Genomic DNA, 22,551 nt, shown 5'->3' with positions numbered 1-22,551 from the left:
ATTCGTTTCAAGCAGCTACGCGGAAACGAGACACCGAGTTCTTGAGTTCTTCGGCCAGTTTGGAGAGTTCGCGAATGGACTGCGCGGTCTGCTGCGTACCCTGTTGCGTCTGCTCGGTCACCGTCAGAATGTTCTGGATGTTTTGCGCCACACCGTTGGCCGACGTTGCCTGCTGCTCGGTCGCCGCAGAAATGCTTTGAATCAGGTCTGCGAGACGGTTCGACACGCTTCGGATCTCGGCCAGCGCGGCACCGGCAGCATCCGACAGCTTGGCCCCTTCAACTACGCCCTGCGTCGATTTTTCCATAGCGGCTACCGCGTCGTGCGTATCGGTCTGAATGGTGCGCACCAGCGCACCGATCTGCTTGGTCGCCTCGCCGGAACGTTCCGCAAGACGCTGAACTTCTTCTGCAACCACCGAGAAGCCGCGACCCGCTTCGCCCGCAGACGCCGCCTGAATCGCAGCGTTCAATGCCAGCACGTTGGTCTGCTCAGTAATGTCTGAAATCAGTTCGGTGATTTCGCCAATCTCCTGGGATGATTCACCCAGCCGCTTGATTCGCTTGGACGTTTCCTGGATCTGTTCGCGAATTTCGTTCATCCCCTTGATCGCGTCTTCCACCGCCTTCGCGCCTTGTTCCGCAGCCGTCACCGACTGCCGCGCCACTTCGGCGGACTCGTTTGCGGATTTCGACACATCGGTAATCTGCACAGCCATTTCAAGTACCGCCTGACCGGTTTCCTGAATCTCGCGCGATTGTTTCTGGGATGCCATCAACAATTCGTTGGAAATGTTCTGCGCCTGATCGGAAGCGGCGGTAACCTGTTCGGCAGTTTTCGTCACACGTCCGACCAGACCGCGCAGTTCTTCCACCGTATAGTTCACCGAGTCGGCAATCGCGCCTGTAATGTCTTCCGACACGGTTGCCTGCACCGTCAAGTCGCCGTCCGCCACTTCCTGCAATTCATTCATCAGCCGCAAAATAGCAGCCTGGTTCTGGTCATTGGCGCGCTTGGCCTCTTCCTCCTTCTGGAGCGCAAGCAGGCGCTGTTCTTCCGCTTCCTGTCGCCGCTGATCCGCCTCCTTGGTACGGTTGCGGCTGTCCTGCAGCAGGACCAGCGCGATGCCGACCGCCGCAAGCAGCGCAGCGAGAGCGCTGACGCCCATCAGCCAGAATGACCAGTGGTACGAGTCTTCCTCGCCACGATAGGCTTGTTGCAGATTGGTGATGCGCTGCTTCAGCGTCTCGTTCTCGGCAAAGATCAGCTGTTCGGATTGTTTTGCAGCGATGAAATTTTGCAGGTTGCCGAGAATCGACGCGACCGATTGTTGGTATTCAGCAAAAGCGGTCTGCAGCTCGGTGAGTTTCTCGCGCGTATCCTGATCCTTGGTCGCAGACAGACGCAATACATCGCTGCCGTTCAGGAAACCCTCGGTAATGTCACGGAAGGTGTTGGTATCCTTGCCCAGCAGGAACGCCGTTTCCGGGTTCACACCTTCGGACGTCAGGAATTCGTTCGCACTGCGCCCCAGACGCTGGGTCAACATGACGAGCTGGCCGGCTGCAGAAATTTCACGCGGCGTAGCACCGCCCTGCGCTTTCAAGGTAGCAATCTGTTCCGTCAACTCCAGCAGAACCGGCGACAAGGCATTCAGTTTTTGCAGAGTTGTGCCAAAACCGGTCAATTCCTTCTTCAGCTTCAGGATGGTGTCAGCGGCTTTGTCGGAGCTGCTCCAGACCTTTTGCGTGTCCTTCAGCATTGCCTCCATCTGCGCGTTCGGAGCGTCAATCGCACGTCCCTGGTAATCACCGCCTTTGGAAAGAACCGTCAGATCGCGATTGAAGTCCTTGCGGCTTTCCTCGAGCTGCTTGAACGCCTCCGGATTGCCCTGAATCGCGTTTGGTGCCGCTTTACCGATACGTTGTGAGTGCATCAGCGCATCACCGGCAATCTGGGTCTGGGTTGATGCAAGAATGGAGTGCGTCGAGTTCATCCACACGAAGACACCGCCGAGAACAAGCGACGCGCCAAGCATACCCAGCAAAGCCCGCACTTGCTGCTGCAAAGGCAGGTGACCAATCAGTGGCAGACTGATATCACCCGATTTCTGCAGCGCATCACCGATAAAGGTTGCGTTCAGATTTCGCTCAGGCGCAATCTGGGCGAGCGGCACGGCTGCAGCTCCGGAAGCAGCGAGATCGACCTCGGCAAGCACGGTATTGGCAGCGTCCACTTGACTGTTGGACGCCACCGGCTCGCGCTCGGCCAAATCGGCTACTTCAGCAAGTCCAGCATCATTGCTCTTGGACGAGAACGGAAGATTAAACGCCATTACTGAGTCTCCTCATCAATTACGGTATGCGGCCCGGCAGCTTGACCCGGCGGCTTATAAACCCACGTGCAAGAATTGCGGATCTTGTACGATCAAAGAAAGGTCGAGTTCTGTCCAGACTTGGGACTCTCGATCGAGATAACGCTGCAACGCCCATGGCGTGTCAGCTGTACCGGAGTCGCTCTGCGGCTCCATTTCAGTAACATTGCGCAAGCCCATGACGCGTGAAACCAGCAAGCCGCTATTGAAAGACAAGGAAGGAGCAAACGCGATAATCCGGCTTTCCTTGTCGATCGGAGTTGGCGGCATTCCGCGGAAATGCGCGAGGTCGATCACGCTGATCAGATTGCCCCGGATGTTTGTCAATCCGAGGAACCAGTCCTGCGTCAGTGGCACCTTGGTAATGGTACCCACCGACACGATTTCACCAGCTTCCTGCAATTTCAGCAGCCAGCGGGTTTGGCCAATCATGACACCGAGCTGACTGGCGGTTGCTTGCGCGCCAGTGCTCGCCGCATGCATGCGCTCGACAAGCCGCGCCTGAAACTCGCGTAAGCGAGTACGACGAGCACCGATATCGTGCTCCTTCAGGGCTGTTTGCGACGCAAGATCCAAATTGGATGTGGTCATTTGGTGCGTTTAGCCAAGTGCCGCGATTTTCGACAGCAATTCCTGGGGATCGACCGGCTTGACGATGTAATCACGCGCGCCTTGGCGCAAGCCCCAGATACGGTCGGTTTCCTGATTCTTGCTGGTACAGATGATGATAGGCACGTCTTGCGTTTCCGGGTCGCGTGCAATGGCGCGGGTAATCTGAAATCCGTTCTGACCCGGCATTACGACGTCCATGAGGATCAGTTGAGGCTTGTCCGCCTTCACTTTCAGCATCGCTTCCTCGCCGTTTTCAGCAGTGGAAACGGAATACCCGTTCTTGATCAAAATATCTGTCAAGAAATAACGTTCTGTCGGGGAGTCGTCCACAACAAGAATTTTTTGTATGGGCATCTTGAACCTTTAACGCAGAAAAATTACTTGGAAAGTACCTGAGCGGTGTATTCGCGCACGGTCTTGAGCAGACTGTCCTTGGTAAACGGTTTAGTGAGATAGGCATCTGATCCGACCATCGCGCCGCGCGCCCGATCGAACAGGCCATCCTTCGAGGACAACATGATTACCGGCGTTGAATGAAACTTCGCGCTTTTCTTGATCAGTGCGCAGGTCTGATAGCCGTCGAGTCTCGGCATCAGGATGTCGCAAAAAATCAAGGCCGGCTTGTGATCATTCATCTTGGCAAGAGCATCAAAGCCATCATCGGCCAGAACGACCTGATATCCAGCCTGCCCAAGAAAGATCTCCGCCGAACGACGTATCGTGCTGCTGTCGTCGATGACCATGATCTTGAGGCTGCTGTTATCCAGTGATGTTGTCATGACGTAATCTCATTAAACTTCCGCCCACTATACGGCGCTACTGTAACAAAAAGCAAGGTGCTTTAGAACAACACCTTCTACAGTTTTCGGCCTACGTGGTTTTTCTGCGAAACTTAATAAAATTCTAACATTGACTACCGGAATCGTGTCCGATTACTTTCCTATTAGATCGCGACCATCTCAAAATCTTCCTTGCGCGCCCCGCATTCCGGACAGGTCCAGTTCATCGGAACATCCTCCCAGCGCGTCCCGGGCGCAATACCCTCCTCCGGCAAGCCGGCGGCCTCGTCATAGACCCAGCCGCAAATCAGGCACATCCAGGTTTTGAATTCTCCGCTCGACGTTTCGTTATTACTCACAGTTGACTGCCCTTCAATCAAGTAAAATGCAAAGTCGATTATCTTAATCTACCGGCCGTGCAAAACCAAACTTCCCCCCTGATTCTGACTTTCGGCGCTGCGGATCCAATTGGCGCAATTGGCATACAGGCTGATCTCGCCTCATTTGCGGCCATGGGATGCTACGGATTGTCCGTCATCACGTCGATCCTGATCGCTGATACGGCGCGTATTGAAGACATGCAGATCACCGACGCCGATTGGGTCGCCGATCAGGCGCGTGTCGTGCTGGAAGACATGCCGGTCGCCGCCTTCAAGGTCGGCGCCGTCGGCAGTATCGAAAATGTCTCCGTCATTGCGGAGATCGTGTCGGATTACCCCGACGTCCCCCTGATACTTGATCCGTTTATTTCGTCCATGCCGGACCAGGGACAGGATAGCGAAGACATGCTGGTGGCAATCCGCGAACTGCTGATTCCGCAGACGACGCTTTTCCTTGCCTCCGCAGTCGAGCTGGCACGACTCGCCGAAACCTGGCGTGAGCCATCGACGGAGGACATGCTGGCCTTGGATGCAATGCGCATCATCGACATGGGCTGCGAATACCTGTTCGTGACAGGGACTCCAGGTGACGTGCACGAGGTCTCCAACATGCTGTTCGACGAATCCGGCATGCTGCGCAACGATGCGTGGCAACGCCTGCCCGGATCGTTCAATGGTGCGGGCAGCACCTTGTCCGCGACCATTGCAGCCATGCTCGCAAATGGCGTGGACGCGCCGGAAGCGGTCTTCGAAGCGCAGGAATTCACCCATGCAGCGCTGGCCAATGCGCATCGACTAGGGATGGGAAAGCTGACGCCGGATCGCTATTTCTGGGCGCGCGAACCCGATCCGAACGCCAACCAATAACTCACTCCTCTTTTTGCCATGACTTCCAAAAACGACACCCTTTTTTCCCGGGCGCAAATCAGCACGCCGGGCGGCGTGAACTCCCCTGTTCGCGCATTTCGATCCGTCGGCGGTACGCCGCGATTCATCACGCGCGCACAAGGCCCCTATTTCTGGGACGCCGATGATCGCCGCTATGTCGACTATATCGGGTCCTGGGGACCGGCCATCGTCGGCCATACCCATCCTGCCGTGGTCAAGGCGGTGCAGGATGCAGCGGCCCGCGGCCTGAGTTTCGGCGCGCCGACCGAAGGCGAAATCGAGATGGCCGAGGAGATCTGCCGCCTCCTTCCATCCGTGGAACAAGTGCGACTGGTGTCGAGCGGCACCGAAGCCGGGATGAGCGCGCTACGACTGGCACGCGGCGCAACAGGCCGCGACACGATCATCAAGTTCGAGGGCTGCTACCACGGCCATGCGGACTCCCTCCTGGTCAAGGCAGGAAGCGGCTTGCTGACGTTCGGCAATCCTACCTCGGCAGGCGTTCCGGAGGACTTCGCCAAGCATACGCTGGTGCTTGACTACAACAACCCGCAGCAACTGGAAGACACCTTCGCAAGAATGGGCGACAAAATTGCGTGCGTGATCGTTGAACCGGTAGCCGGGAATATGAATCTGGTGCGCGCAACACCCGAGTTCCTGCAAACGATGCGTCGCCTGTGCTCGCAACATGGCTCGGTGTTGATTTTCGACGAAGTGATGTGCGGCTTCCGCGTAGGCCTCGGCGGCGCTCAGGCCCTGTACGGCATCACGCCGGATCTGACGGTCATGGGCAAAGTGATTGGTGGCGGCATGCCGGTTGCGGCATTCGGCGGACGCAAGGACCTCATGAAGCATCTGGCGCCGCTTGGTCCGGTTTATCAAGCCGGTACCTTGTCCGGCAACCCGGTTGCCGTCGCCGCCGGCATGACGACACTCAAATTGATTCAGGCCCCCGGTTTCTACGAGTCCCTGTCGGCCCAAACGGCCAAGCTTGTGCAAGGCCTGTCCGCAGCCGCGAAGGATGCCGGCGTCGCGTTCTGCGCCGATTCTGTAGGTGGCATGTTCGGCCTTTATTTCAGCGAACGCGTACCGGCTAGCTACGCTGAGGTAATGGCCTGCGACAAGAACAAGTTCAATGTGTTCTTCCATGCGATGCTGGATCTTGGTGTGTACCTGGCACCATCCGCATTCGAGGCGGGTTTCGTATCGGCACAACACGATGACGCAGTTATCGATGAGACCCTCGCTGCCGCACGCAAGGCGTTTGCCTCACTGCGGTGACGAGTGGAAGGGCCTGTCCATCAGGCCCTTCATTTTCTGAAACAATTTTTGCGACGACGCGCAAGCAATCACTGGTAAACTCCGCCGGCAATGGACAGTTACCCTTTACCCGATCTGACATAATCGCGGCTCCCTCCCGGCTGGCCGCAGATGTTTTGCGGAGGCCAGCATGGTCAGAAAACTCTATTCCCGTTTCACGAAAAGCGGCGCTTTCAAAGCTCTTGGCCCCGGTTTGATCACCGGTGCGGCGGACGATGATCCGTCCGGCATTGCCACCTATTCGCAGGCCGGCGCCCAATTCGGTTTCAACATGTTATGGACGGTCGTGCTGACCTATCCGTTCATGGTCGGCATTCAGATGGTGTCGGCCCGGATCGGCTGCGTCACCGGCAAAGGGCTTGCGGCCAATATCCGGCGTTTCTACCCGTCCTGGCTGGTGTATGGCATCGTGCTTTTACTACTGGCGGCAAACATCATCAATATCGCCGCCGATGTCGCCGCCATGGGTGAAGCCGCGCGGTTGATGGTCGGAACCGGCTCGGCCCACATCTATTCACTCGGCTTTGGATTCCTGTGTCTGTCGCTGCAGATATTCCTGCCGTACCGCAAGTACGTGAAATACCTGAAATGGCTGACCTTGGGCCTGCTGGCTTACGTGGCAACCATGTTCGCAATCCATGTGCAATGGAGCGAAGTGGCGCTTCGCACCCTGCTGCCGCACTTTGAATGGAATAACGACTCGATCACGCTGATCGTTGCCGTATTCGGAACCACGATCAGTCCTTACCTGTTCTTCTGGCAGGCATCGCAGGAAGTGGAAGAATTGCGCTCTGGTTCCTCGAACAAGACCGCCTATACGGAAACCGAGGACTATGCCGCGCATATGAAGCGGATCAAGATCGATACATTCATCGGAATGGGTTTCTCGAACCTGGTGGCGTTCTGCATCATCCTCACCACGGCCGCAACACTGGCGGCGCATGGAGTTACCAACATCCAGACTTCAGCCCAGGCGGCCGAGGCATTGCGGCCTGTGGCAGGCGAATTTGCGTTTGCACTATTCGCGCTCGGCATTATCGGAACGGGCATGCTGGCAATTCCAGTGCTCGCCGGGTCGGCAGCCTATGCGGTGACGGAGAGCTTTCGCTGGTCGAATGGAATGGATCTGAAGATTCTGGAGGCACGCGAGTTCTACGCGATCATTTCGCTCGCGACGGTGGGAGGCATGCTGCTCAACTTCACGCCTGCCGACCCGATCAAGGAACTGTTCTGGGCCGCGCTGATCAATGGCGTAATCGCGGTGCCGATCATGATCGTCATGATGCTGCTGGCACACGAGTCACGCGTGATGGGAAGATTCACGCTGTCACGCCGGCATACCCTGATCGGGTGGATCGGCGTTGCAATCATGCTGGCCGCCGTGGTCGCCATGTTTGTGACGATGTAGCAATGCTTCCAGGCGCGCTTTGCGCCTGGAAGAGCAGGATTACTTGAGCCAGCCGCGACGGCGGAAATACCAAAACGGCGCCACGGCGCTAATCACCATCAACCCGATCGAAAACGGGTACCCCAAGGTCCACTTCAGTTCCGGCAGGATCTCGAAGTTCATCCCGTAAATGCTGGCAATCAGGGTCGGCGGCAGGAACGCGACAGACGCCACCGAGAAGATCTTGATGATCTTGTTCTGGTTGATGTTGATGAAGCCGACAGTCGCATCCATCAGGAAGTTGATCTTGTCGAAAAGGAAGGCGGTGTGTCCGTCCAGCGATTCGATATCGCGCAGAATCTGGCGCGCTTCTTCGAATTGTTCGCCATTCAGCAGGCGACCACGCATCAGGAAACTCACCGCACGCCGCGTATCCATCATGTTGCGACGGATGCGGCCGTTCAAGTCTTCTTCCTGCGCAATCGCATTCAGCGCAGCAGCAGCGTCCTGGTCGGTGAGCTCTTTTTGCAGCACGCTGCGGCTGACGTCTTCCAGGTTCTGGTAAATGCCTTCGAGCGCATCCGCCGAATACTCGGCGTCGGTTGCATACAAATCGAGCAACACATCCTTGTAGTCGACGATCGAACCGGGACGCGAACGCGCCCGCATGCGCACCAGTCTGAACACCGGCAAATCGTCGGTATGCACCGAGAACAGCATGTTCCTGGCAAGAATGAACGCCACGGTGATGACGCGCGAAGGTCCATCATCTTCCTCGAGCAGGAAGTCGGTGCGCAGATGCAAGTCACCGTTTTCCGCCTCATAGTAGCGGGCGGACGCCTCGATGTCCTTGACTTCGTCTTCACCCGGCAGAGTGACGCCGTAAATGCTTTTCACCCACGCGCGCTCATCGTCGTTCGGATCAGTGAGATCGACCCAGACCGGCGCGACATTCTCCAGGTCGTTCCTGGTCTCGATATTGACCTGGTTCAGTCGTCCATTCTGCAAGACGAATACATTAATCATGTGTTCTCCCGGCCGCACCGGTCTTGTAATGGCGCAGCCAACCTGCGGCGGGTACCCGCAGGTAGATTGAATTACAGGGAACGCGGCCGCGAAGTTGGCCAGGACGCGCCCACCCACCAGTTAATGGCGAGAGGCGCTTTGGGAAGCGTGCGAAGAAAGCGCTATCTCGCCGTTTGGCCGTCGGATGACGGCAAACAATGTGTACTAGGGCTACCCAAGACGGGTCTCCGGAAACGAAAACAGCGCAAGTGTACTGATATCGATGGCAGCAGGCAAGGGTCACGCTTGGCGCCGGCGAGAAATTCCTGCACATAAACGAGGCGGCAGAATCAGGTCTAGCGGGTCGCCTTTTCAATCATCTTTTCCTGCATGTTTTGGGGTGCGTCCATTTGCGAAGCAGCAGGAACCGAAACCTTCGGCGCATCGATGCCACTCGTATCATGCAGCTCGACCTTGCGGCTGGTCGGGTTCTTGGTATCGCATTCGACATTGGAATAGACCGGCTTGCCGTCCACCATACACTTGCGAATCGCCGCCGCCTCTGGCTTGGCTGCCTTTTCGACTACCTTCTGGGTTTGCTGCAGGGCCTGACCGGCTTCGGTCTTCGTGGCGCGCTTCCACGCTTCGGAAAAATAATTGCGCTCATGACGCGCCGACATCAGTGCGACCATCGCGGCGAGTGCAACCGCACCGACGAATACGGCTGCCCAAAACAAGCTCAACTCACCCCGCTGATACTTCACCTGCATGTGCGCTCCCCTTCCTTTCAAGGCAGTTCGGCCGCTCCCATGCGCCGCAAGATCAAATCGGTGCGGCGCGCCAGATAGGATGATCCACGATTCTTGTCGTAAAAGCGAGGTTTTGGCAACATCACTGCCAGCCGCGCTGCCTGTGCGGCGCTCAGGCTCGCCGCCGATACGCCGTAATAATGCTGCGCCGCCGCTTCGGCTCCGAATACACCCACGCCCCACTCGACCACATTGAGATAGATTTCGAAGATTCGCTCCTTGTCCATCATGTACTCGAGCATGTAGGTGATCACGACTTCCTGCCCCTTGCGCAAATAGCTGCGCTCGCCCGACAGAAACAGGTTCTTGGCAAGCTGCTGGGTGATGGTGGAGCCGCCGGCGACCACCTTGCCTTTCTTCGCATTTTTCTCGTACGCCTTTTGCATGGCCTCCCAGTCAACGCCTTCATGTTCCGAGAAATGCGAATCTTCGGAGGCGATGATGGCGCGCTTGAGATTATTCGAAATGCGGTCGTAGGGAACCCACTTGTGCTTCAAGCGGGCTTTCGGATCTCTCTCGCGCAGCAGTGAAAGCTGCCGGTCCATGAAGCTGGTCGAGGTCGGATTGTGGTCGACCCACCACCAGATCTGCAGGGCGAAATAGAGCTGCATCGCGAGCACGATGGCGATCGGGGCAAACACAAGCCATAGAAGCAACTTGCGCAGGGTCTTCATGCGCTTACAGTTTGGCGCGCAGGTCCGCGTATACAGGCGCGGTATCCGGGCGCACGCCGCGCCAGATGAAGAAAGACTCCGCGGCCTGCTCGACCAGCATGCCCAGGCCATCGCGCACGCGTGCGCCGTGCTGCTCCGCGAAGCGCATGAAAACAGTCGGTGCCTTCCCGTACATCATGTCGTAGGCAAATGCATTGCCGCCGACGACCAGGGGCGCAATCGGCGGCACATCGTCCGCAAGGCTCGCGGACGTGGCGTTGATGACTATATCGAATCGCCGCTGCAGCGCCTCGAAACTGCTGGAAGTCACCGGTCCGCGGTTCGAAAACTGCGCGGCGAGCTCGGCGGCTTTCCCCACGGTGCGGTTGGCGATCACGATCTCGACTGGATGCTCGTTCAGAATCGGCAACAACACACCGCGCGCAGCACCGCCGGCGCCAAGCAGAAGAACGCTCTTGCCCTTGATGCTCACGCCGGCATTGACGACGATATCCCGGACCAGTCCTGCGCCGTCCGTGTTATCACCGCCGATGATTCCGCCCTCGAAGGACAAGGTGTTGACAGCGCCAGCCGCCTTCGCTCGTTCGGTGAGCGAATCGGCCAGCGCATACGCCTCCAGTTTGAACGGCAGGGTAACATTCGCCCCCTTCACGCCTTGCACAATCAAATCCCGGACCGTCCGCGCGAAACCGTCGAGCGGTGCAAGCACGCGCTCATAGGTTAATTCCTGTCCGGTCTGCGCTGCGAAACGCGCATGGATTTCCGGGGATTTGCTGTGCGCAATCGGGTTGCCGATTACCGTGTAGCGATCCGGTACGCCAATCAATTGATTCCCCCTTGCAGTTGCGCCTCGAGCGCATCGTCGCGTGTGAATTTGAAACGTGTCGTCATCACCCAGACATCATCCTTGTCGGCCGACCGCATGTTCTTTGCGAAGGCCCCGAACGGCGCCGCGCGACGAACGATACGCCGCGCCGCCTCATCGAGCGCGGGATTGCCGGAGGAGCGCTCGACGGTAATGCCTTCGTCCCGGTCTTTGGTGTAGATCTTCCCGTCCTGGAAAATCGAGATCGACATTGTCAGCTCGCCGTAGAGCTTCTTGCCGTCTTTTTGCGGGAAATTCAAGGTGCCGAACTTTTCGATACGCTGGCGCACGCTGTCGAAATACATGGCGTAGCCCACTTCGCGCGTGCTGGGAGAAATGAAGGTTTTTTTCGGCCGCTTGTTTTCATCCTCGATGCGCCTGGAAATTTCCGCCTCGCGCCGCGCGATCGCGCTGTCGCTGTCAGCCGCATCGACGGCATCCTGTTTCGACCGCGATTCCCTTGGCTTGACGGGGTCCTTCGTGGTCGCGAATGGGGATTTTCTGTTCAGATGGGCCAGCATGCGCTGCTGCTTTTCCAGCTCTTCGATGCGGCGTTGAATGGCTTGCAATCCCTCGCCGTTCTCGGTCTTGCGCATATCCGGCAAGGGCGACTTCGAACGGCCTGCATCGGCATTGCCGCCGCCATCGAGATTGGCTTGCGCTAGCGCCTCGGCCTTGATCGGTTTCTTGTCATGCTTGGCATTGACAAGAATGACTTCCAGACCCGGATCCATCGGCTTGAATTGAAAGGCGTCGGGTGCCGCGAATCGCACCGCCAGCAGCGCGCCATGCACCAATACCGACGCTGCGACAGCGATGGACAACGTGCGGTTTTCAGAAAGTAGCATCACGCCCAAACAATCCAGCAATTGCAGAAGCTTTGAATTTTACGATAAAGCCCGGCGCCGTTAAGCGAACTTTTCACTCCTGCACGGATTCCGCGTCTGCCTCTGTCTCACTAATGGCGATTTCTTCATCTTCCACCACTGCAGCGTCGATTTCCGCCGTGCGCCCGGTTGTCATTTCGATCAGCCTTGCTTCCACGGTCAAATCAATTTCATCCCAGCGGATCAGGCCCAGCCTGACTTGCGTGCCGCGCGGCGCTTGCGGCATGCCGGACAGTCGAATGATGAGCGGAATATCCACCAGGCGAAGGACCTCGTCCTTCAACACGACCGCATCGACATGCTTCGCATTTTCTTGCGCCAGCCAGCGCAGACACCAATAGCGTTCCATGTTGTTCTGGAAATCGGCATATGCCGCGTATGCGGCGTCAAATGCGGAGACAATCGCAAACAGGTCGGCGTCCTTCGGCTTGAATGGTGCCACCAGCGGCGCGGTGACGCCATGTTCTACGCAAGCCAGGATCTGCCATTGATTGACCAGGTCGGTATAGCGTCGCAATGGCGAAGTACTCCACGCATACTGGTCCACGCCCAACCCCTGGTGCGGCGCGGCGTGCGTCACCATGCGCACCTGCATCTTGGCCGCCCAGCCGCCTCCGCCGCCGCCCTGGCTGCGATAAATGCCAGGCAGTCCATGGTCATGCATCAGCTTGCCCCAGGTGCTGTTCGCGAAGATCATCAGTTCAGCCACGATCTTGTCGAGCGGCGCACCGCGCTTGCGACGCACAATGGTCACGACTTCATCCTCGACATAGAAATTGAAATCGACGCGGTTGGTCTGCTCCGGTTTCAGGCCGAAACTCTCGCGCTTGGCCATGCGCGCTTTTTCGAGCACTTGCGCCCACTGCCATAGCAGCGCGATATCTGCCTTGTGCGGATATTCGCCCGCACCGGCGGCCAGGTTTTCTTCGGTGACGATTTCATCCAGATCGTTGTGACGCAAATTGACCGCGATCGGTACCGCTTCGGCCCGGGTTTCCGTCGATAGCACCGACCAGTCTGTCGGATCCAGTGTCGCGTAGAGCGACAATGCCGGGCAGGTTTTGCCTTCGGCGAGAGTAAACGATTCGACCAGTTCGTCAGGCAGCATGGTGATCTTGTCGCCCGGGATATAGACCGTCGACAGGCGCTGGCGCGCGATCGCGTCAATTGCATCGGCGCGCTTGATGCCGAGAGCCGGCGCCGCAATATGAATGCCGATTCGCACCTTGCCGTCGGCCGTATGTACGACCGAGAGTGCATCGTCGATCTCGGTCGTTGTTACATCGTCAATGGAGAAGGCCCGCACGTCAGCAAGCGGCAGGGACGAGACGCTCGGAATAGCGATCGGCGGGAAGCCGGTCCCCTTCGGAAAATATTCAAAGAGAAATTTAGCCAAGTGCAATTGCTTTGGCGTTCCAATGCCGCCCACCTCCAGCATCAGTCGTTGCGGTGTGGTCTGCAAGTCGGAGCACGCGGCGTCCAGTGCCTTGTATTCGATACTATTCTTGTCAGGCTTGAACAGGAGCTGTAGTGCGATCGGCTTGAACGCCTCAGGCAAATGACGCGATTTCAATTCTTCGACATACTGCGCCTGCACCGCGGCCTGCTGTTTCTTCTTTTCGATGCCGGCCAGTGCCGCTTTCAGCGATGTCTCGGGCGCCGCTTTATAGCGGCCTTTCCCCTTCTTGTAGAAATAGATCGGTGCGTTATGCAAGCGCAGAAGCAACCCCGCAGCTTCCTGCGGCTTGGGTGCATGGCCGAAATACTCCGTACCCAAGTCGCCAAAACTGAATTCTTCCTCGCCCGCCACTTCCCACAGGAAGTCCAGGTCGATGTCATCAGCGATCGCTTGCGCTTCGATCAGCAATTGCGCGGGCTCGGGAGAAGCAAACTGCAGAAGCACATCGCGCGCCTTGACCTTGGTGCGCTTGCCGGTTTGCATCTCGACCTGATACGCCTCGCCTTGCTGTTGCAAGACGCTGCCGGCCTTGAAGTCGCCTGATTCCTCGAAAAATAGATTCATTGCTTGTTTTTGCTTTTCAGCGAGTCAAATCGTTAAGGGCGCGATGTTATCGCGTTTGTGTGCTTTACTCCGCGAGTTCGGCGATCGCGGGCAAGAATAGTTCGGTCACGAGCAGCACGCCGTTCTCCCGGCGGTAGAGGCAGCGACGTGCAAACAAGGGCGAAGCAAAGTCCTCGCCGCCAATTGCCGCGCGCGCACGACGTGCCAGAGGATGACGGGCACGCAGCCGGGCGTACTGCAGCTTGCCTCGCTGCACGCGCGGATCGCCGAACAACGTGGTACCAAGCGAACGTTCGCCAAGCGTGCCGAAAAACGGCCAATCCGAAGCCGTCGCGCTCAACGGCACGACGGTGTGACCATACACCATCGGACGGCCATCGCATTGGAGCAATACTTCGCGTTCCTGCACGCGCGCGCGCCGCGGCAAATCAAGCTGCGCAAATTCATCGGCCAGACACAAGGCGTGCTCCTGTCGCAAGCGGCGAACACGAAAATGACTGCTGCGCGCCACCAACTTCTGCGTCAGCGACACCGTATCCGTAAGCCAGCTTCGCATCTCGGGCGTCGGATTGACACCGTTGACGTGATTGCACCAGCGCGCGTACCCGATCGAATCAAACCTCACGCAGCCGCTCCCGGTCCGATTCCGCAGAATGCCAGCACCTGGTCGACGTAGTCGGCGAATTCCGAAATACCGTGATCGCTGCCCTGGATGATGCATTGCCTCGCACCGGGATAATGCGCGGACATCTCGCGCCAGTCGAGCAGCTCGTCCCCGGTTGCCGCCACCAGGAAATATCGTTCCGGGCGCGTGATCTTTTCTATGGCGAGCGCTTTCAGTTCGTCGACATATTCCTGCTTGAACTCGAACGGCTCATCCGTATGGTAAGCGGTGGTCACGCCGACATATTTTTCCAGCTCTCGTGGCGGCTTGACCGCGGGATTCAGCAATATCGCGCGACAGCCGATACGTTCCGCAAGCCAGGTTGCGTAATAGCCGCCGAGTGACGATCCGATCAAGGTAAGCTGTCCTGGCGCGACCTTGCTCGCAATTTCCGTGGCCAGCGCAATCGCTCCACGCGGTGATGCCGGCAGCTGCGGGCAATGGAATTCATCGATGCGTCCCAGTTCCCGCATCCGCTGCGCCAGCAGTCGCGCCTTGAACGATAGCGGCGACGAACGAAAACCGTGCAGATACAGAATCATTGCGCCAGCGCGTCCAGAATCTTCTGATGCACGCCGCCGAAACCGCCGTTGCTCATCACCAGAATGTGATCACCCGGCTGCGCCGCCTTGACGATCGCCTGCACCAGCGTGTTCAACTCATCGTAAGCATCTGCCTTCGCGCCCAGGGGCGACAGCGCCTCACCCAGATTCCATCCAAGCGCGTCCTTGCCCGACTTGGCGCCATATCCGAACACCAGATCGGCGTCGACCAGGCTGCCGGGCAAGGCATCCTTCATGGTCCCAAGTTTCATCGTGTTCGACCGTGGCTCCAGTACTGCCAGGATGCGGGCGTCACCAACCTTCTTGCGCAAGCCGCCCACGGTCGTCGCAATCGCAGTCGGGTGATGTGCGAAGTCGTCATACACGGTAATGTCATTCACGCTGCCGCGCACTTCCATGCGGCGCTTCACGTTTTCAAACTTCGACAAAGCCTCGATCGCCAGTGCAGGCGGCACGCCAACATGGCGGGCGGCAGCAATCGACGCGAGTGCGTTCAGACGATTGTGCTCTCCGGTCAGGGACCAGTCCACTGTTCCCTGAATTTCGCCGTTGAAACGCACATCGAAGCTGCCGTCTTCATGCTCCTTGAGCGCCCAGCCCGCAGCACCGCTGACGCCGAACCATTCGTTTTCACTCCAGCAACCGCGTGCGATCACGCGTTGCAGGGACTCTTCGCGTCCGTTGACAATCAATCGCCCCACGCGCGGGACCGTGCGAACCAGGTGGTGGAACTGGGTTTCAATCGCTGCGAGATCTGGAAAGATATCCGCGTGGTCGTATTCCAGGTTGTTCAGGATCGCGGTTTTCGGGCGGTAATGAACAAACTTGCTGCGCTTGTCGAAGAACGCGGTGTCGTACTCGTCGGCTTCGATCACGAAGAAATTCGACTCCGTCGCCTTGCCGGACAGGCGCGCGGAAATGCCGAAGTTCATCGGCACGCCACCGATGAGAAAGCCGGGATGGTAGCCAGCCTCCTCCAGAATCCATGCCAGCATGGACGAGGTGGTCGTCTTGCCATGTGTGCCAGCAACGGCAAGCACCCACTTGTTGCGCAGGATATACTCGCCGATCCATTGAGGCCCGGAGGTATAAGGCAAACCGCGGTTCAGGATCTCTTCCATCAGCGGATTGCCGCGCGAGACGACGTTGCCAACGACGTAAAGATCCGGCTGCAAACTGAGTTGGTCAGTACCGAAACCCTCGATCAGTTCGATGCCTTGCGCCTGGAGCTGGGTGCTCATCGGAGGATAGACGTTGGCGTCGCACCCGGTGACTTTATGCCCGGCCTCCTTGGCCAGCACTGCGAGTCCACCCATGAAGGTGCCGCAGATGCCGAGAATATGGATATGCATGTGCTGTTTAATATGGAATAAAAAAACTGACTGAAGCGCCAAACAGGGAGTCCAACAACGAAGCGCCGGATCATTTTTCAGCCGATCCGAGATTTTACCTGACCCGTGATCCGTCGACCCGCACAATATCGGCGACCGGCCGCAAGCAGCGGCTATGCAAACGCCGCGACCTTCCATGTCGGTCGGCCTCGTCGGTCTTACGGAGTATCATCGATACCATGAGCAATTACACAAGCAATACAGACACGCTGCGTGCGGAAATTGCCGCAGCCGCGGCTCGCCTGATCGCTGAAGACGGAGCCGACTATGCCACCGCGAAGCGCAAGGCGGCCAAGCAGATCCTCGGAAACGCGAAAATTCGCGGCGAAATCATGCCCGACAACGCACAGATTGAAGAAGAAGTGCGCGCCTACAATGAGCTCTTTTTTTCCGATACGCAGCCAGCCCGACTCTTGCATCTTCGCAAACTGGCCTTGCGTCTCATGGAAGAACTGGCCCCGTTTTCACCCTATCTGACCGGCGCCGTGCTTAACGGGACGGCCGGGGAGCATTCCGATATCCATTTGCAGCTCTTTGCCGAAAGCCCGAAGGAGGTCGAAATATATCTGATTAACAAGAATGTGGATTTTGAAGTGTCCGAGACCGCCCACTTCAAACACGGAGAGCCCGTCGAAACCGTCAGTTTCATGTGGCAACAGGAAGGCGTGCATCTTGCCTTGTATGAAATGGACGACTTGCGCGGCGCCGTCAAGGGTTCGACCGAAGGCAAGATTGCGCGTGCCGGTGTGGGCTTGGTTCGGACGCTTATTGCGGAAACAGAAGGAACATGAAAAAGAATATTGTAATATTCGGCATCGCAGCGGTGCTGTTTGCATTGCTCGGCGTATTTTTCGGATACCGTCAAACCAATTCGAACAAGGTCGAGGCGTCCGCGGTTGAACATTTGCTGTCCCAGTCCATGCCCGACATTAGCGGGAAACCGCAGCATCTGGATCAGTGGAAGGGTCAGGCGCTGATCGTTAACTTTTGGGCAACATGGTGCACACCCTGCGTAGACGAAATGCCGGAGTTATCCGCCCTGCAGTCGGAAATTGAGCCCCAAAAAATCCAGATCCTGGGAATCGGCATTGATTCGGCCACGAACATCGCGGAATTTGCATCTAAATATCATATCCGCTACCCTCTTTTTGTAGCGGGGGTAAGTGGTACCGAGCTGTCTCGCCAATTCGGCAACCAGGCAGGCGGCTTGCCCTATACAGTGTTGATAGGCCGCGATGGACAAGTAAAAAAGACTTATCTCGGTCGCCTGAAGATGAATGAGCTCAAAAAGGAGCTCGCGTCACTGTAGTTGTTTCGAAAAATCTTTCCCTTGCCAATCAGCATCATTTGGCGGCAAAATGCGGCATCCTCGTCAAACGGAGTTGTATCTCCATGGCAAAAAAACTTCTTCTGGTCAATGGCCCGAACCTGAATCTGCTGGGCACACGTGAACCGGAGGTGTATGGATCAACGACGCTCGCCGATATCGAGCGTGCGGCGACCGCGCAGGCGGGCGCTGCCGGCGCGACGCTGGACTGTTTTCAGAGCAACCATGAAGGCGCACTGATCGACCGCATTCAAGCCGCCAAAACCGAGGGCGTGGATGCGATCATCATCAACCTGGGCGGCTTCACGCATACCAGTGTCGCCTTGCGCGATGCATTGGCGGGCGTGGCCATTCCTTTTATCGAAGTACATATCTCCAACATCCACAAGCGCGAGACGTTTCGCCATCACTCCTACCTGTCCGGAATCGCCGTCGGCGTGATCTGCGGACTGGGAGTCGAAGGGTATGGCGCAGCGATCGACTACGCGCTCAAAAAGTTGTAATTTTTATCGTTCTGCCGCGAACCGCTTATAATTGCGGCGAATTCCGATTGCAATAAATACATAAATCTGAGGGATTTCATATGGATCTACGAAAACTCAAAACGCTGATCGACCTCGTTGCCGAATCAGATATCGCCGAACTTGAAGTCACAGAGGGCGAAAGCAAAGTCCGTATCGTCAAATCCTCCGGAGCGCCGCAAAGCCAGGTCGTGATGATGCAGCCGCACTCGATGCCGCAAACCGTTTCGGCGCCGTCCGCCGCCGCGCCACAAGCGGCCAGTGCTCCGGTTGCAGCAGCACCTGCCGTGCCGGAAGGCCATATCGTCAAGTCCCCGATGGTCGGCACCTTCTATCGCGCTTCGGCCCCCGGCAATCCGCCCTTCGTCGAGGTCGGATCGACCGTCAAGGAAGGCGATACGCTGTGCATCATCGAAGCAATGAAACTGCTCAACGAGATCGACGCCGATGCATCCGGCGTGATCAAGCAAATCCTGGTGGAAAACGGCCAGCCGGTGGAATTCGGCCAACCGTTGTTTGTGATCGGTTAAGCGCTGCGCGTTCGGCCGCTATCCAGTGTGCCGCGCACTTCCGGTAACGCTGCCCCTTAACGAATCACTCCTTCCACTATGTTCGAAAAAATTCTCATTGCCAATCGTGGTGAAATCGCGCTGCGTGTCCAGCGCGCCTGCCGCGAAATGGGCATCAAAACCGTGGTCGTGCACTCGGAAGCCGACCGCGAAGCAAAGTATGTCAAGCTGGCCGACGAGTCGGTCTGTATCGGCCCGGCTCCCTCGTCGCAAAGCTATCTCAACATGCCAGCCATTATCAGCGCGGCGGAAGTGACCGACGCTGAAGCAATTCACCCTGGCTACGGCTTCCTCTCCGAGAATGCCGACTTCGCCGAGCGCGTCGAGAAATCCGGCTTCGTGTTCATCGGCCCGCGTCCGGAATCGATCCGCCTGATGGGCGACAAGGTGTCCGCCAAGCAGGCAATGATCAAGGCCGGCGTACCCTGCGTGCCCGGGTCGGAAGGCGCGTTGCCTGAAGATCCGAAGGAAGTCATTCGCATCGCACGCAAGATCGGCTACCCGGTCATTATCAAGGCAGCCGGCGGCGGCGGCGGACGCGGGATGCGCGTCGTGCACACCGAGGCGGCACTGCTGAACGCGGTCACCATGACCAAGTCCGAAGCCGGCGCTGCATTCGGCAATCCGGAAGTCTATATGGAGAAGTTCCTGGAAAATCCGCGCCACGTGGAAATCCAGGTGCTCGCCGACGAGTTCAAGAACGCGGTCTGGCTGGGCGAGCGCGACTGCTCCATGCAGCGCCGCCATCAGAAAGTGATCGAAGAAGCGCCGGCGCCGGGCATTCCGCGCAAACTGATCGAGCGCATTGGCGACCGCTGCGCGGAAGCTTGCCGCAAGATCGGCTACCGCGGTGCCGGCACGTTTGAATTCCTGTACGAAAACGGCGAATTCTATTTCATCGAGATGAACACGCGTATCCAGGTGGAGCATCCGGTGACTGAAATGATCACCGGCGTCGACCTAGTGCAGGAACAGATCCGTGTCGCGGCCGGCGAAAAGCTGCGCTTCCGCCAGCGAGACATCGAACTTTCCGGACACGCGATCGAATGCCGCATTAACGCGGAAGATCCGTTCAAGTTCACGCCGTCCCCGGGAAGGATCATCGCGTGGCATGCGCCGGGCGGCCCCGGCATTCGTGTCGATTCCCACGCCTATGCAGGATATTTCGTGCCGCCGACCTATGATTCGATGGTGGGCAAGGTGATCTCCTATGGTGCCACGCGCGATCAGGCCATTCGCCGGATGCAGATTGCGCTGTCGGAAATGGTGGTCGAAGGCATTCAGACCAACATCGCCTTGCACCGCGAGTTGATGGTCGACGCGCGTTTCATCGAAGGCGGCACCAATATTCATTATCTGGAACAAAAGCTGGCCGACAAGCCGGACTTGCAAAAGGCAAGCGGCAAGACGGCCAAGTAAACAAGGTACCCCCATGAGCTGGACCGAAATCGTCATCGAAGTCGCGCGCGACCAGGCAGAAACCCTGTCCGATGCATTAATGGATGCAGGCGCACTCTCGGTGTCGGTAGAAGACGCGGACGAAGGCACCGAAGCCGAACGTCCGCTGTTCGGCGAGCCCGGGATGGAACCGGCCGAGGCTGCGTGGGAGCGCAGTCGCGTCGTGGCGCTTGCAGACGAGGGTGCGGATCATGCGTCCATTGTCTCCCAGGCAGCCGTGGCGTGCGGCGTTGCAACGCCAAACTATTCCTTGCGGCCGGTCGCGGAGCAGGACTGGGTGCGCCTGACGCAATCGCAGTTCGAACCGATCCATATCGGCAAGAACATCTGGGTCGTGCCGAGCTGGCATGACGCGCCGGACCCGAACGGGCTGGTTCTTGAGCTGGATCCCGGTCTTGCCTTCGGCACCGGCAGCCACCCGACGACCCGGCTGTGCATGGAATGGCTGGAAGCACATGCGCCACAGGGACTGACGGTACTCGACTATGGTTGCGGTTCGGGCATCCTCGCGATGGTCGCGAATAAACTCGGCGCAGCGCAGGTCATCGGCGTCGATATCGATCCGCAGGCGATCGAGTCCGCCCGCTACAACAGCGAGCGTAATCACTGCGAAATCGACTATTATCTGCCCGAAGAATTTGCCACCTCTTCCCATCCGCAACGCTTTGATATCGTGGTCGCCAATATTCTTTCGAGCCCGCTGAAGCTGATGGCACCGATGCTGACCTCGCGCGTCGCCGCCGGAGGCAAACTGGTGCTGTCCGGAATTCTGGCGCGCCAGGCCGACGAGGTGGCAGCCGCGTACGCGCCCTTCATGAAGATGTCGGTGTGGGCGGAACATGAAGGCTGGATAGCCTTGTCCGGCCAATCCGACGGCACCGCGTAAACCACAATGGCACTCGCAACCCAATGTCCGCATTGCCATACGACATTTCGGGTCGCGCATGATCAACTGAAGCTGCGCGCCGGCCTGGTGCGCTGCGGCGCCTGCAAGCAGATCTTCAACGGTATCGAGAACCTGCTGCGGCCAGATGATCTTGAGCCGCCGAGCACACCGGCACCGGTGCCGCCCCCCCAAGGATCGCAACCCGAGCCCGCGCCGCAGGCGCTACCGCCGAGCGAGACTGCCACTGCAAACCTGCCGGAGGCGGAAAAGGAAGCATCTTCGCCCGAAGAATCAGCACATGCACCGGACGAGATGCCGGCAGAGCCCGCCGTATCGGAGGAACAGGGCACGCAAGCCGCTGAGGACGGTGATGCGACGCCACAGGATCCCCTGCTGCGCATGACGCTGATGGATTTCACCCACGAGCAGGCGCGTCCGATCAGGGACGAAAGCGGCAAGCCGGTTGGCCGGGACGAACCGGACGCCGTGGAGCGCGCAATCGACGATCTCCAGAGCAAACCCTGGCGCAACAAGTCGGAATCCGAATCCCTCGAAACGGATGAACTGGACGCCGCCGATACGGCCGAATACGAAGAGCCCAGCTTCGTCAAACAGGGGCGACGCAAGCAGCGCATCGGCCGCCTGCTGCGGATAGTCATGTCGGGCGGTTCGGTGTTATTGCTGATCGGCGTGGTCGCCCAAGGCTCGTATGTATTCCGCGACCAGATCGCAGCCTGGTTCCCGCAAACAAAACCGGTTCTGGCGGAAGCATGCGCCTACATCGGTTGCCGGGTCGGCTTACCGGCGCAAATCGAATATGTCTCGATCGAATCCAGCGAATTGCAGACCATCAGCGCGGACAGCAATATCTTTACCCTGACCGCGCTGCTCCGCAATCATGGCGCGACCGAGCAAGCCTGGCCGAATATCGAGCTGACGCTCAACGACAGCAACGACAAACCGATTGCGCGTCGCGTATTTGTGCCGCGCGACTACTTGTCAGTTATTCAGGAGGGGCAAAAGGGCTTCGCTCCCAAATCGGAACAGCCGATCAAACTGTTTTTTGAAGTATCGCAACTGAAGCCGTCCGGTTACCGCTTGTATCTGTTTTATCCTTGACGCGCTGGAAGGCAACGTTCTGCTTCGTTCCTTACAATCCCTTCTTTATC

General features: G+C 58.0%; 24 protein-coding genes. 10 read left to right on the top strand and 14 right to left on the bottom strand.

Features of this window, described 5'->3' with window-relative positions; translation table 11 throughout:
- Positions 1 to 7: 7 nt before the first annotated feature.
- The 5 genes from VJ651_RS22590 to VJ651_RS22570 form a co-directional block, all read right to left on the bottom strand.
- Positions 8 to 2,335, bottom strand: a complete 2,328-nt coding sequence (locus tag VJ651_RS22590; RefSeq protein ID WP_324109583.1) for a methyl-accepting chemotaxis protein — start codon at positions 2,333 to 2,335, stop codon at positions 8 to 10.
- A gap of 54 nt (positions 2,336 to 2,389) precedes the next feature.
- Positions 2,390 to 2,965: a chemotaxis protein CheW gene (locus VJ651_RS22585; protein WP_324109582.1), complete on the bottom strand. Its 576-nt coding sequence runs from the start codon at positions 2,963 to 2,965 to the stop codon at positions 2,390 to 2,392.
- A 9-nt stretch (positions 2,966 to 2,974) separates the two neighbouring features.
- On the bottom strand, positions 2,975 to 3,340 hold the full coding sequence (locus VJ651_RS22580) for a response regulator transcription factor (RefSeq protein ID WP_136413141.1): 366 nt from the start codon (positions 3,338 to 3,340) through the stop codon (positions 2,975 to 2,977).
- 23 nt (positions 3,341 to 3,363) lie between these two features.
- Entirely contained in the window at positions 3,364 to 3,765 is a 402-nt protein-coding gene (locus tag VJ651_RS22575) for a response regulator (RefSeq protein ID WP_136413142.1), read from the bottom strand.
- A 164-nt stretch (positions 3,766 to 3,929) separates the two neighbouring features.
- Positions 3,930 to 4,124, bottom strand: coding sequence for a rubredoxin (locus VJ651_RS22570; RefSeq protein ID WP_324109581.1), 195 nt, complete (start codon positions 4,122 to 4,124; stop codon positions 3,930 to 3,932).
- Between the two features lie 57 nt (positions 4,125 to 4,181).
- Here VJ651_RS22570 and VJ651_RS22565 point away from each other — a divergent pair, with 57 nt between their 5' ends.
- From VJ651_RS22565 to VJ651_RS22555, 3 genes are all read left to right on the top strand, one after another.
- On the top strand, positions 4,182 to 5,012 hold the full coding sequence (locus VJ651_RS22565; RefSeq protein ID WP_324109580.1) for a hydroxymethylpyrimidine/phosphomethylpyrimidine kinase: 831 nt from the start codon (positions 4,182 to 4,184) through the stop codon (positions 5,010 to 5,012).
- A gap of 18 nt (positions 5,013 to 5,030) precedes the next feature.
- Positions 5,031 to 6,314, top strand: coding sequence for a glutamate-1-semialdehyde 2,1-aminomutase (gene hemL, locus VJ651_RS22560; protein WP_324109579.1), 1,284 nt, complete (start codon positions 5,031 to 5,033; stop codon positions 6,312 to 6,314).
- Between the two features lie 169 nt (positions 6,315 to 6,483).
- Positions 6,484 to 7,761 (top strand): divalent metal cation transporter, encoded by a 1,278-nt coding sequence (locus VJ651_RS22555; RefSeq protein ID WP_324109578.1) that lies wholly within the window; start codon positions 6,484 to 6,486, stop codon positions 7,759 to 7,761.
- A gap of 39 nt (positions 7,762 to 7,800) precedes the next feature.
- On the opposite strand, the gene corA is transcribed toward VJ651_RS22555, so the two are convergent.
- The 9 genes from corA to mpl all read right to left on the bottom strand — a co-directional run bounded on the left by corA (position 7,801) and on the right by mpl (position 16,582).
- Complete coding sequence (gene corA / locus VJ651_RS22550) at positions 7,801 to 8,766, bottom strand: magnesium/cobalt transporter CorA (protein WP_324109577.1); 966 nt, start codon at positions 8,764 to 8,766, stop codon at positions 7,801 to 7,803.
- 335 nt (positions 8,767 to 9,101) lie between these two features.
- On the bottom strand, positions 9,102 to 9,515 hold the full coding sequence (locus VJ651_RS22545) for a hypothetical protein (RefSeq protein ID WP_324109576.1): 414 nt from the start codon (positions 9,513 to 9,515) through the stop codon (positions 9,102 to 9,104).
- A gap of 17 nt (positions 9,516 to 9,532) precedes the next feature.
- Positions 9,533 to 10,228: a monofunctional biosynthetic peptidoglycan transglycosylase gene (mtgA, locus tag VJ651_RS22540; RefSeq protein ID WP_324109575.1), complete on the bottom strand. Its 696-nt coding sequence runs from the start codon at positions 10,226 to 10,228 to the stop codon at positions 9,533 to 9,535.
- A gap of 4 nt (positions 10,229 to 10,232) precedes the next feature.
- Positions 10,233 to 11,054: a shikimate dehydrogenase gene (gene aroE, locus VJ651_RS22535; RefSeq protein WP_324109574.1), complete on the bottom strand. Its 822-nt coding sequence runs from the start codon at positions 11,052 to 11,054 to the stop codon at positions 10,233 to 10,235.
- A complete protein-coding gene (locus VJ651_RS22530; RefSeq protein ID WP_414691378.1) occupies positions 11,051 to 11,944 on the bottom strand; it encodes a TonB C-terminal domain-containing protein in 894 nt (297 codons plus the stop codon). The genes aroE and VJ651_RS22530 overlap by 4 nt, the downstream gene beginning before the upstream one ends.
- Positions 11,945 to 12,014: 70 nt before the next feature.
- A complete protein-coding gene (locus tag VJ651_RS22525) occupies positions 12,015 to 14,003 on the bottom strand; it encodes a ribonuclease catalytic domain-containing protein (protein ID WP_324109573.1) in 1,989 nt (662 codons plus the stop codon).
- A gap of 64 nt (positions 14,004 to 14,067) precedes the next feature.
- Positions 14,068 to 14,628, bottom strand: a complete 561-nt coding sequence (locus tag VJ651_RS22520) for a chorismate--pyruvate lyase family protein (RefSeq protein ID WP_324109572.1) — start codon at positions 14,626 to 14,628, stop codon at positions 14,068 to 14,070.
- Positions 14,625 to 15,209, bottom strand: a complete 585-nt coding sequence (locus tag VJ651_RS22515; RefSeq protein WP_324109571.1) for a YqiA/YcfP family alpha/beta fold hydrolase — start codon at positions 15,207 to 15,209, stop codon at positions 14,625 to 14,627. The genes VJ651_RS22520 and VJ651_RS22515 overlap by 4 nt, the downstream gene beginning before the upstream one ends.
- Complete coding sequence (gene mpl / locus VJ651_RS22510; RefSeq protein ID WP_324109570.1) at positions 15,206 to 16,582, bottom strand: UDP-N-acetylmuramate:L-alanyl-gamma-D-glutamyl-meso-diaminopimelate ligase; 1,377 nt, start codon at positions 16,580 to 16,582, stop codon at positions 15,206 to 15,208. The genes VJ651_RS22515 and mpl overlap by 4 nt, the downstream gene beginning before the upstream one ends.
- Positions 16,583 to 16,800: 218 nt before the next feature.
- Between mpl and VJ651_RS22505 the strand changes: the two genes are divergently transcribed.
- From VJ651_RS22505 to VJ651_RS22475, 7 genes are all read left to right on the top strand, one after another.
- On the top strand, positions 16,801 to 17,412 hold the full coding sequence (locus tag VJ651_RS22505; protein ID WP_324109569.1) for a hypothetical protein: 612 nt from the start codon (positions 16,801 to 16,803) through the stop codon (positions 17,410 to 17,412).
- Positions 17,409 to 17,930: a TlpA disulfide reductase family protein gene (locus VJ651_RS22500; RefSeq protein WP_324109568.1), complete on the top strand. Its 522-nt coding sequence runs from the start codon at positions 17,409 to 17,411 to the stop codon at positions 17,928 to 17,930. Before VJ651_RS22505 ends, VJ651_RS22500 begins: the two co-directional genes overlap by 4 nt.
- Positions 17,931 to 18,013: 83 nt before the next feature.
- A complete protein-coding gene (gene aroQ / locus VJ651_RS22495; RefSeq protein ID WP_324109567.1) occupies positions 18,014 to 18,451 on the top strand; it encodes a type II 3-dehydroquinate dehydratase in 438 nt (145 codons plus the stop codon).
- Between the two features lie 80 nt (positions 18,452 to 18,531).
- The gene (gene accB, locus VJ651_RS22490; RefSeq protein ID WP_324109566.1) at positions 18,532 to 18,999 is read left to right on the top strand and encodes an acetyl-CoA carboxylase biotin carboxyl carrier protein; all 468 of its coding nucleotides are present in this window, start codon (positions 18,532 to 18,534) and stop codon (positions 18,997 to 18,999) included.
- A 78-nt stretch (positions 19,000 to 19,077) separates the two neighbouring features.
- Complete coding sequence (accC, locus tag VJ651_RS22485; RefSeq protein ID WP_324109565.1) at positions 19,078 to 20,457, top strand: acetyl-CoA carboxylase biotin carboxylase subunit; 1,380 nt, start codon at positions 19,078 to 19,080, stop codon at positions 20,455 to 20,457.
- A 13-nt stretch (positions 20,458 to 20,470) separates the two neighbouring features.
- Positions 20,471 to 21,382, top strand: a complete 912-nt coding sequence (gene prmA / locus VJ651_RS22480; protein ID WP_324109564.1) for a 50S ribosomal protein L11 methyltransferase — start codon at positions 20,471 to 20,473, stop codon at positions 21,380 to 21,382.
- 6 nt (positions 21,383 to 21,388) lie between these two features.
- Positions 21,389 to 22,501, top strand: a complete 1,113-nt coding sequence (locus VJ651_RS22475) for a DUF3426 domain-containing protein (RefSeq protein ID WP_324109563.1) — start codon at positions 21,389 to 21,391, stop codon at positions 22,499 to 22,501.
- Positions 22,502 to 22,551: the final 50 nt, after the last annotated feature.

It is taken from the genome of Noviherbaspirillum sp., from assembly GCF_035254865.1.
GTDB lineage: Bacteria > Pseudomonadota > Gammaproteobacteria > Burkholderiales > Burkholderiaceae_D > Noviherbaspirillum.
The sequence above is the reverse complement of the archived record's forward strand: the minus strand, read 5'-3'. Positions and strand labels throughout refer to the sequence as shown.

Bases quoted from the DNA above. Each gene is read 5' to 3' on its own strand.
- VJ651_RS22590 (WP_324109583.1), bottom strand. From the start codon at position 2,335: ATGGCGTTTAATCTTCCGTTCTCGTCCAAGAGCAATGATGCTGGACTT.
- VJ651_RS22585 (WP_324109582.1), bottom strand. From the start codon at position 2,965: ATGACCACATCCAATTTGGATCTTGCGTCGCAAACAGCCCTGAAGGAG.
- VJ651_RS22580 (WP_136413141.1), bottom strand. From the start codon at position 3,340: ATGCCCATACAAAAAATTCTTGTTGTGGACGACTCCCCGACAGAACGT.
- VJ651_RS22575 (WP_136413142.1), bottom strand. From the start codon at position 3,765: ATGACAACATCACTGGATAACAGCAGCCTCAAGATCATGGTCATCGAC.
- hemL (WP_324109579.1), top strand. From the start codon at position 5,031: ATGACTTCCAAAAACGACACCCTTTTTTCCCGGGCGCAAATCAGCACG.
- VJ651_RS22555 (WP_324109578.1), top strand. From the start codon at position 6,484: ATGGTCAGAAAACTCTATTCCCGTTTCACGAAAAGCGGCGCTTTCAAA.
- corA (WP_324109577.1), bottom strand. From the start codon at position 8,766: ATGATTAATGTATTCGTCTTGCAGAATGGACGACTGAACCAGGTCAAT.
- VJ651_RS22545 (WP_324109576.1), bottom strand. From the start codon at position 9,515: ATGCAGGTGAAGTATCAGCGGGGTGAGTTGAGCTTGTTTTGGGCAGCC.
- mtgA (WP_324109575.1), bottom strand. From the start codon at position 10,228: ATGAAGACCCTGCGCAAGTTGCTTCTATGGCTTGTGTTTGCCCCGATC.
- VJ651_RS22525 (WP_324109573.1), bottom strand. From the start codon at position 14,003: ATGAATCTATTTTTCGAGGAATCAGGCGACTTCAAGGCCGGCAGCGTC.
- VJ651_RS22515 (WP_324109571.1), bottom strand. From the start codon at position 15,209: ATGATTCTGTATCTGCACGGTTTTCGTTCGTCGCCGCTATCGTTCAAG.
- mpl (WP_324109570.1), bottom strand. From the start codon at position 16,582: ATGCATATCCATATTCTCGGCATCTGCGGCACCTTCATGGGTGGACTC.
- VJ651_RS22505 (WP_324109569.1), top strand. From the start codon at position 16,801: ATGAGCAATTACACAAGCAATACAGACACGCTGCGTGCGGAAATTGCC.
- VJ651_RS22500 (WP_324109568.1), top strand. From the start codon at position 17,409: ATGAAAAAGAATATTGTAATATTCGGCATCGCAGCGGTGCTGTTTGCA.
- aroQ (WP_324109567.1), top strand. From the start codon at position 18,014: ATGGCAAAAAAACTTCTTCTGGTCAATGGCCCGAACCTGAATCTGCTG.
- accB (WP_324109566.1), top strand. From the start codon at position 18,532: ATGGATCTACGAAAACTCAAAACGCTGATCGACCTCGTTGCCGAATCA.
- accC (WP_324109565.1), top strand. From the start codon at position 19,078: ATGTTCGAAAAAATTCTCATTGCCAATCGTGGTGAAATCGCGCTGCGT.
- prmA (WP_324109564.1), top strand. From the start codon at position 20,471: ATGAGCTGGACCGAAATCGTCATCGAAGTCGCGCGCGACCAGGCAGAA.
- VJ651_RS22475 (WP_324109563.1), top strand. From the start codon at position 21,389: ATGGCACTCGCAACCCAATGTCCGCATTGCCATACGACATTTCGGGTC.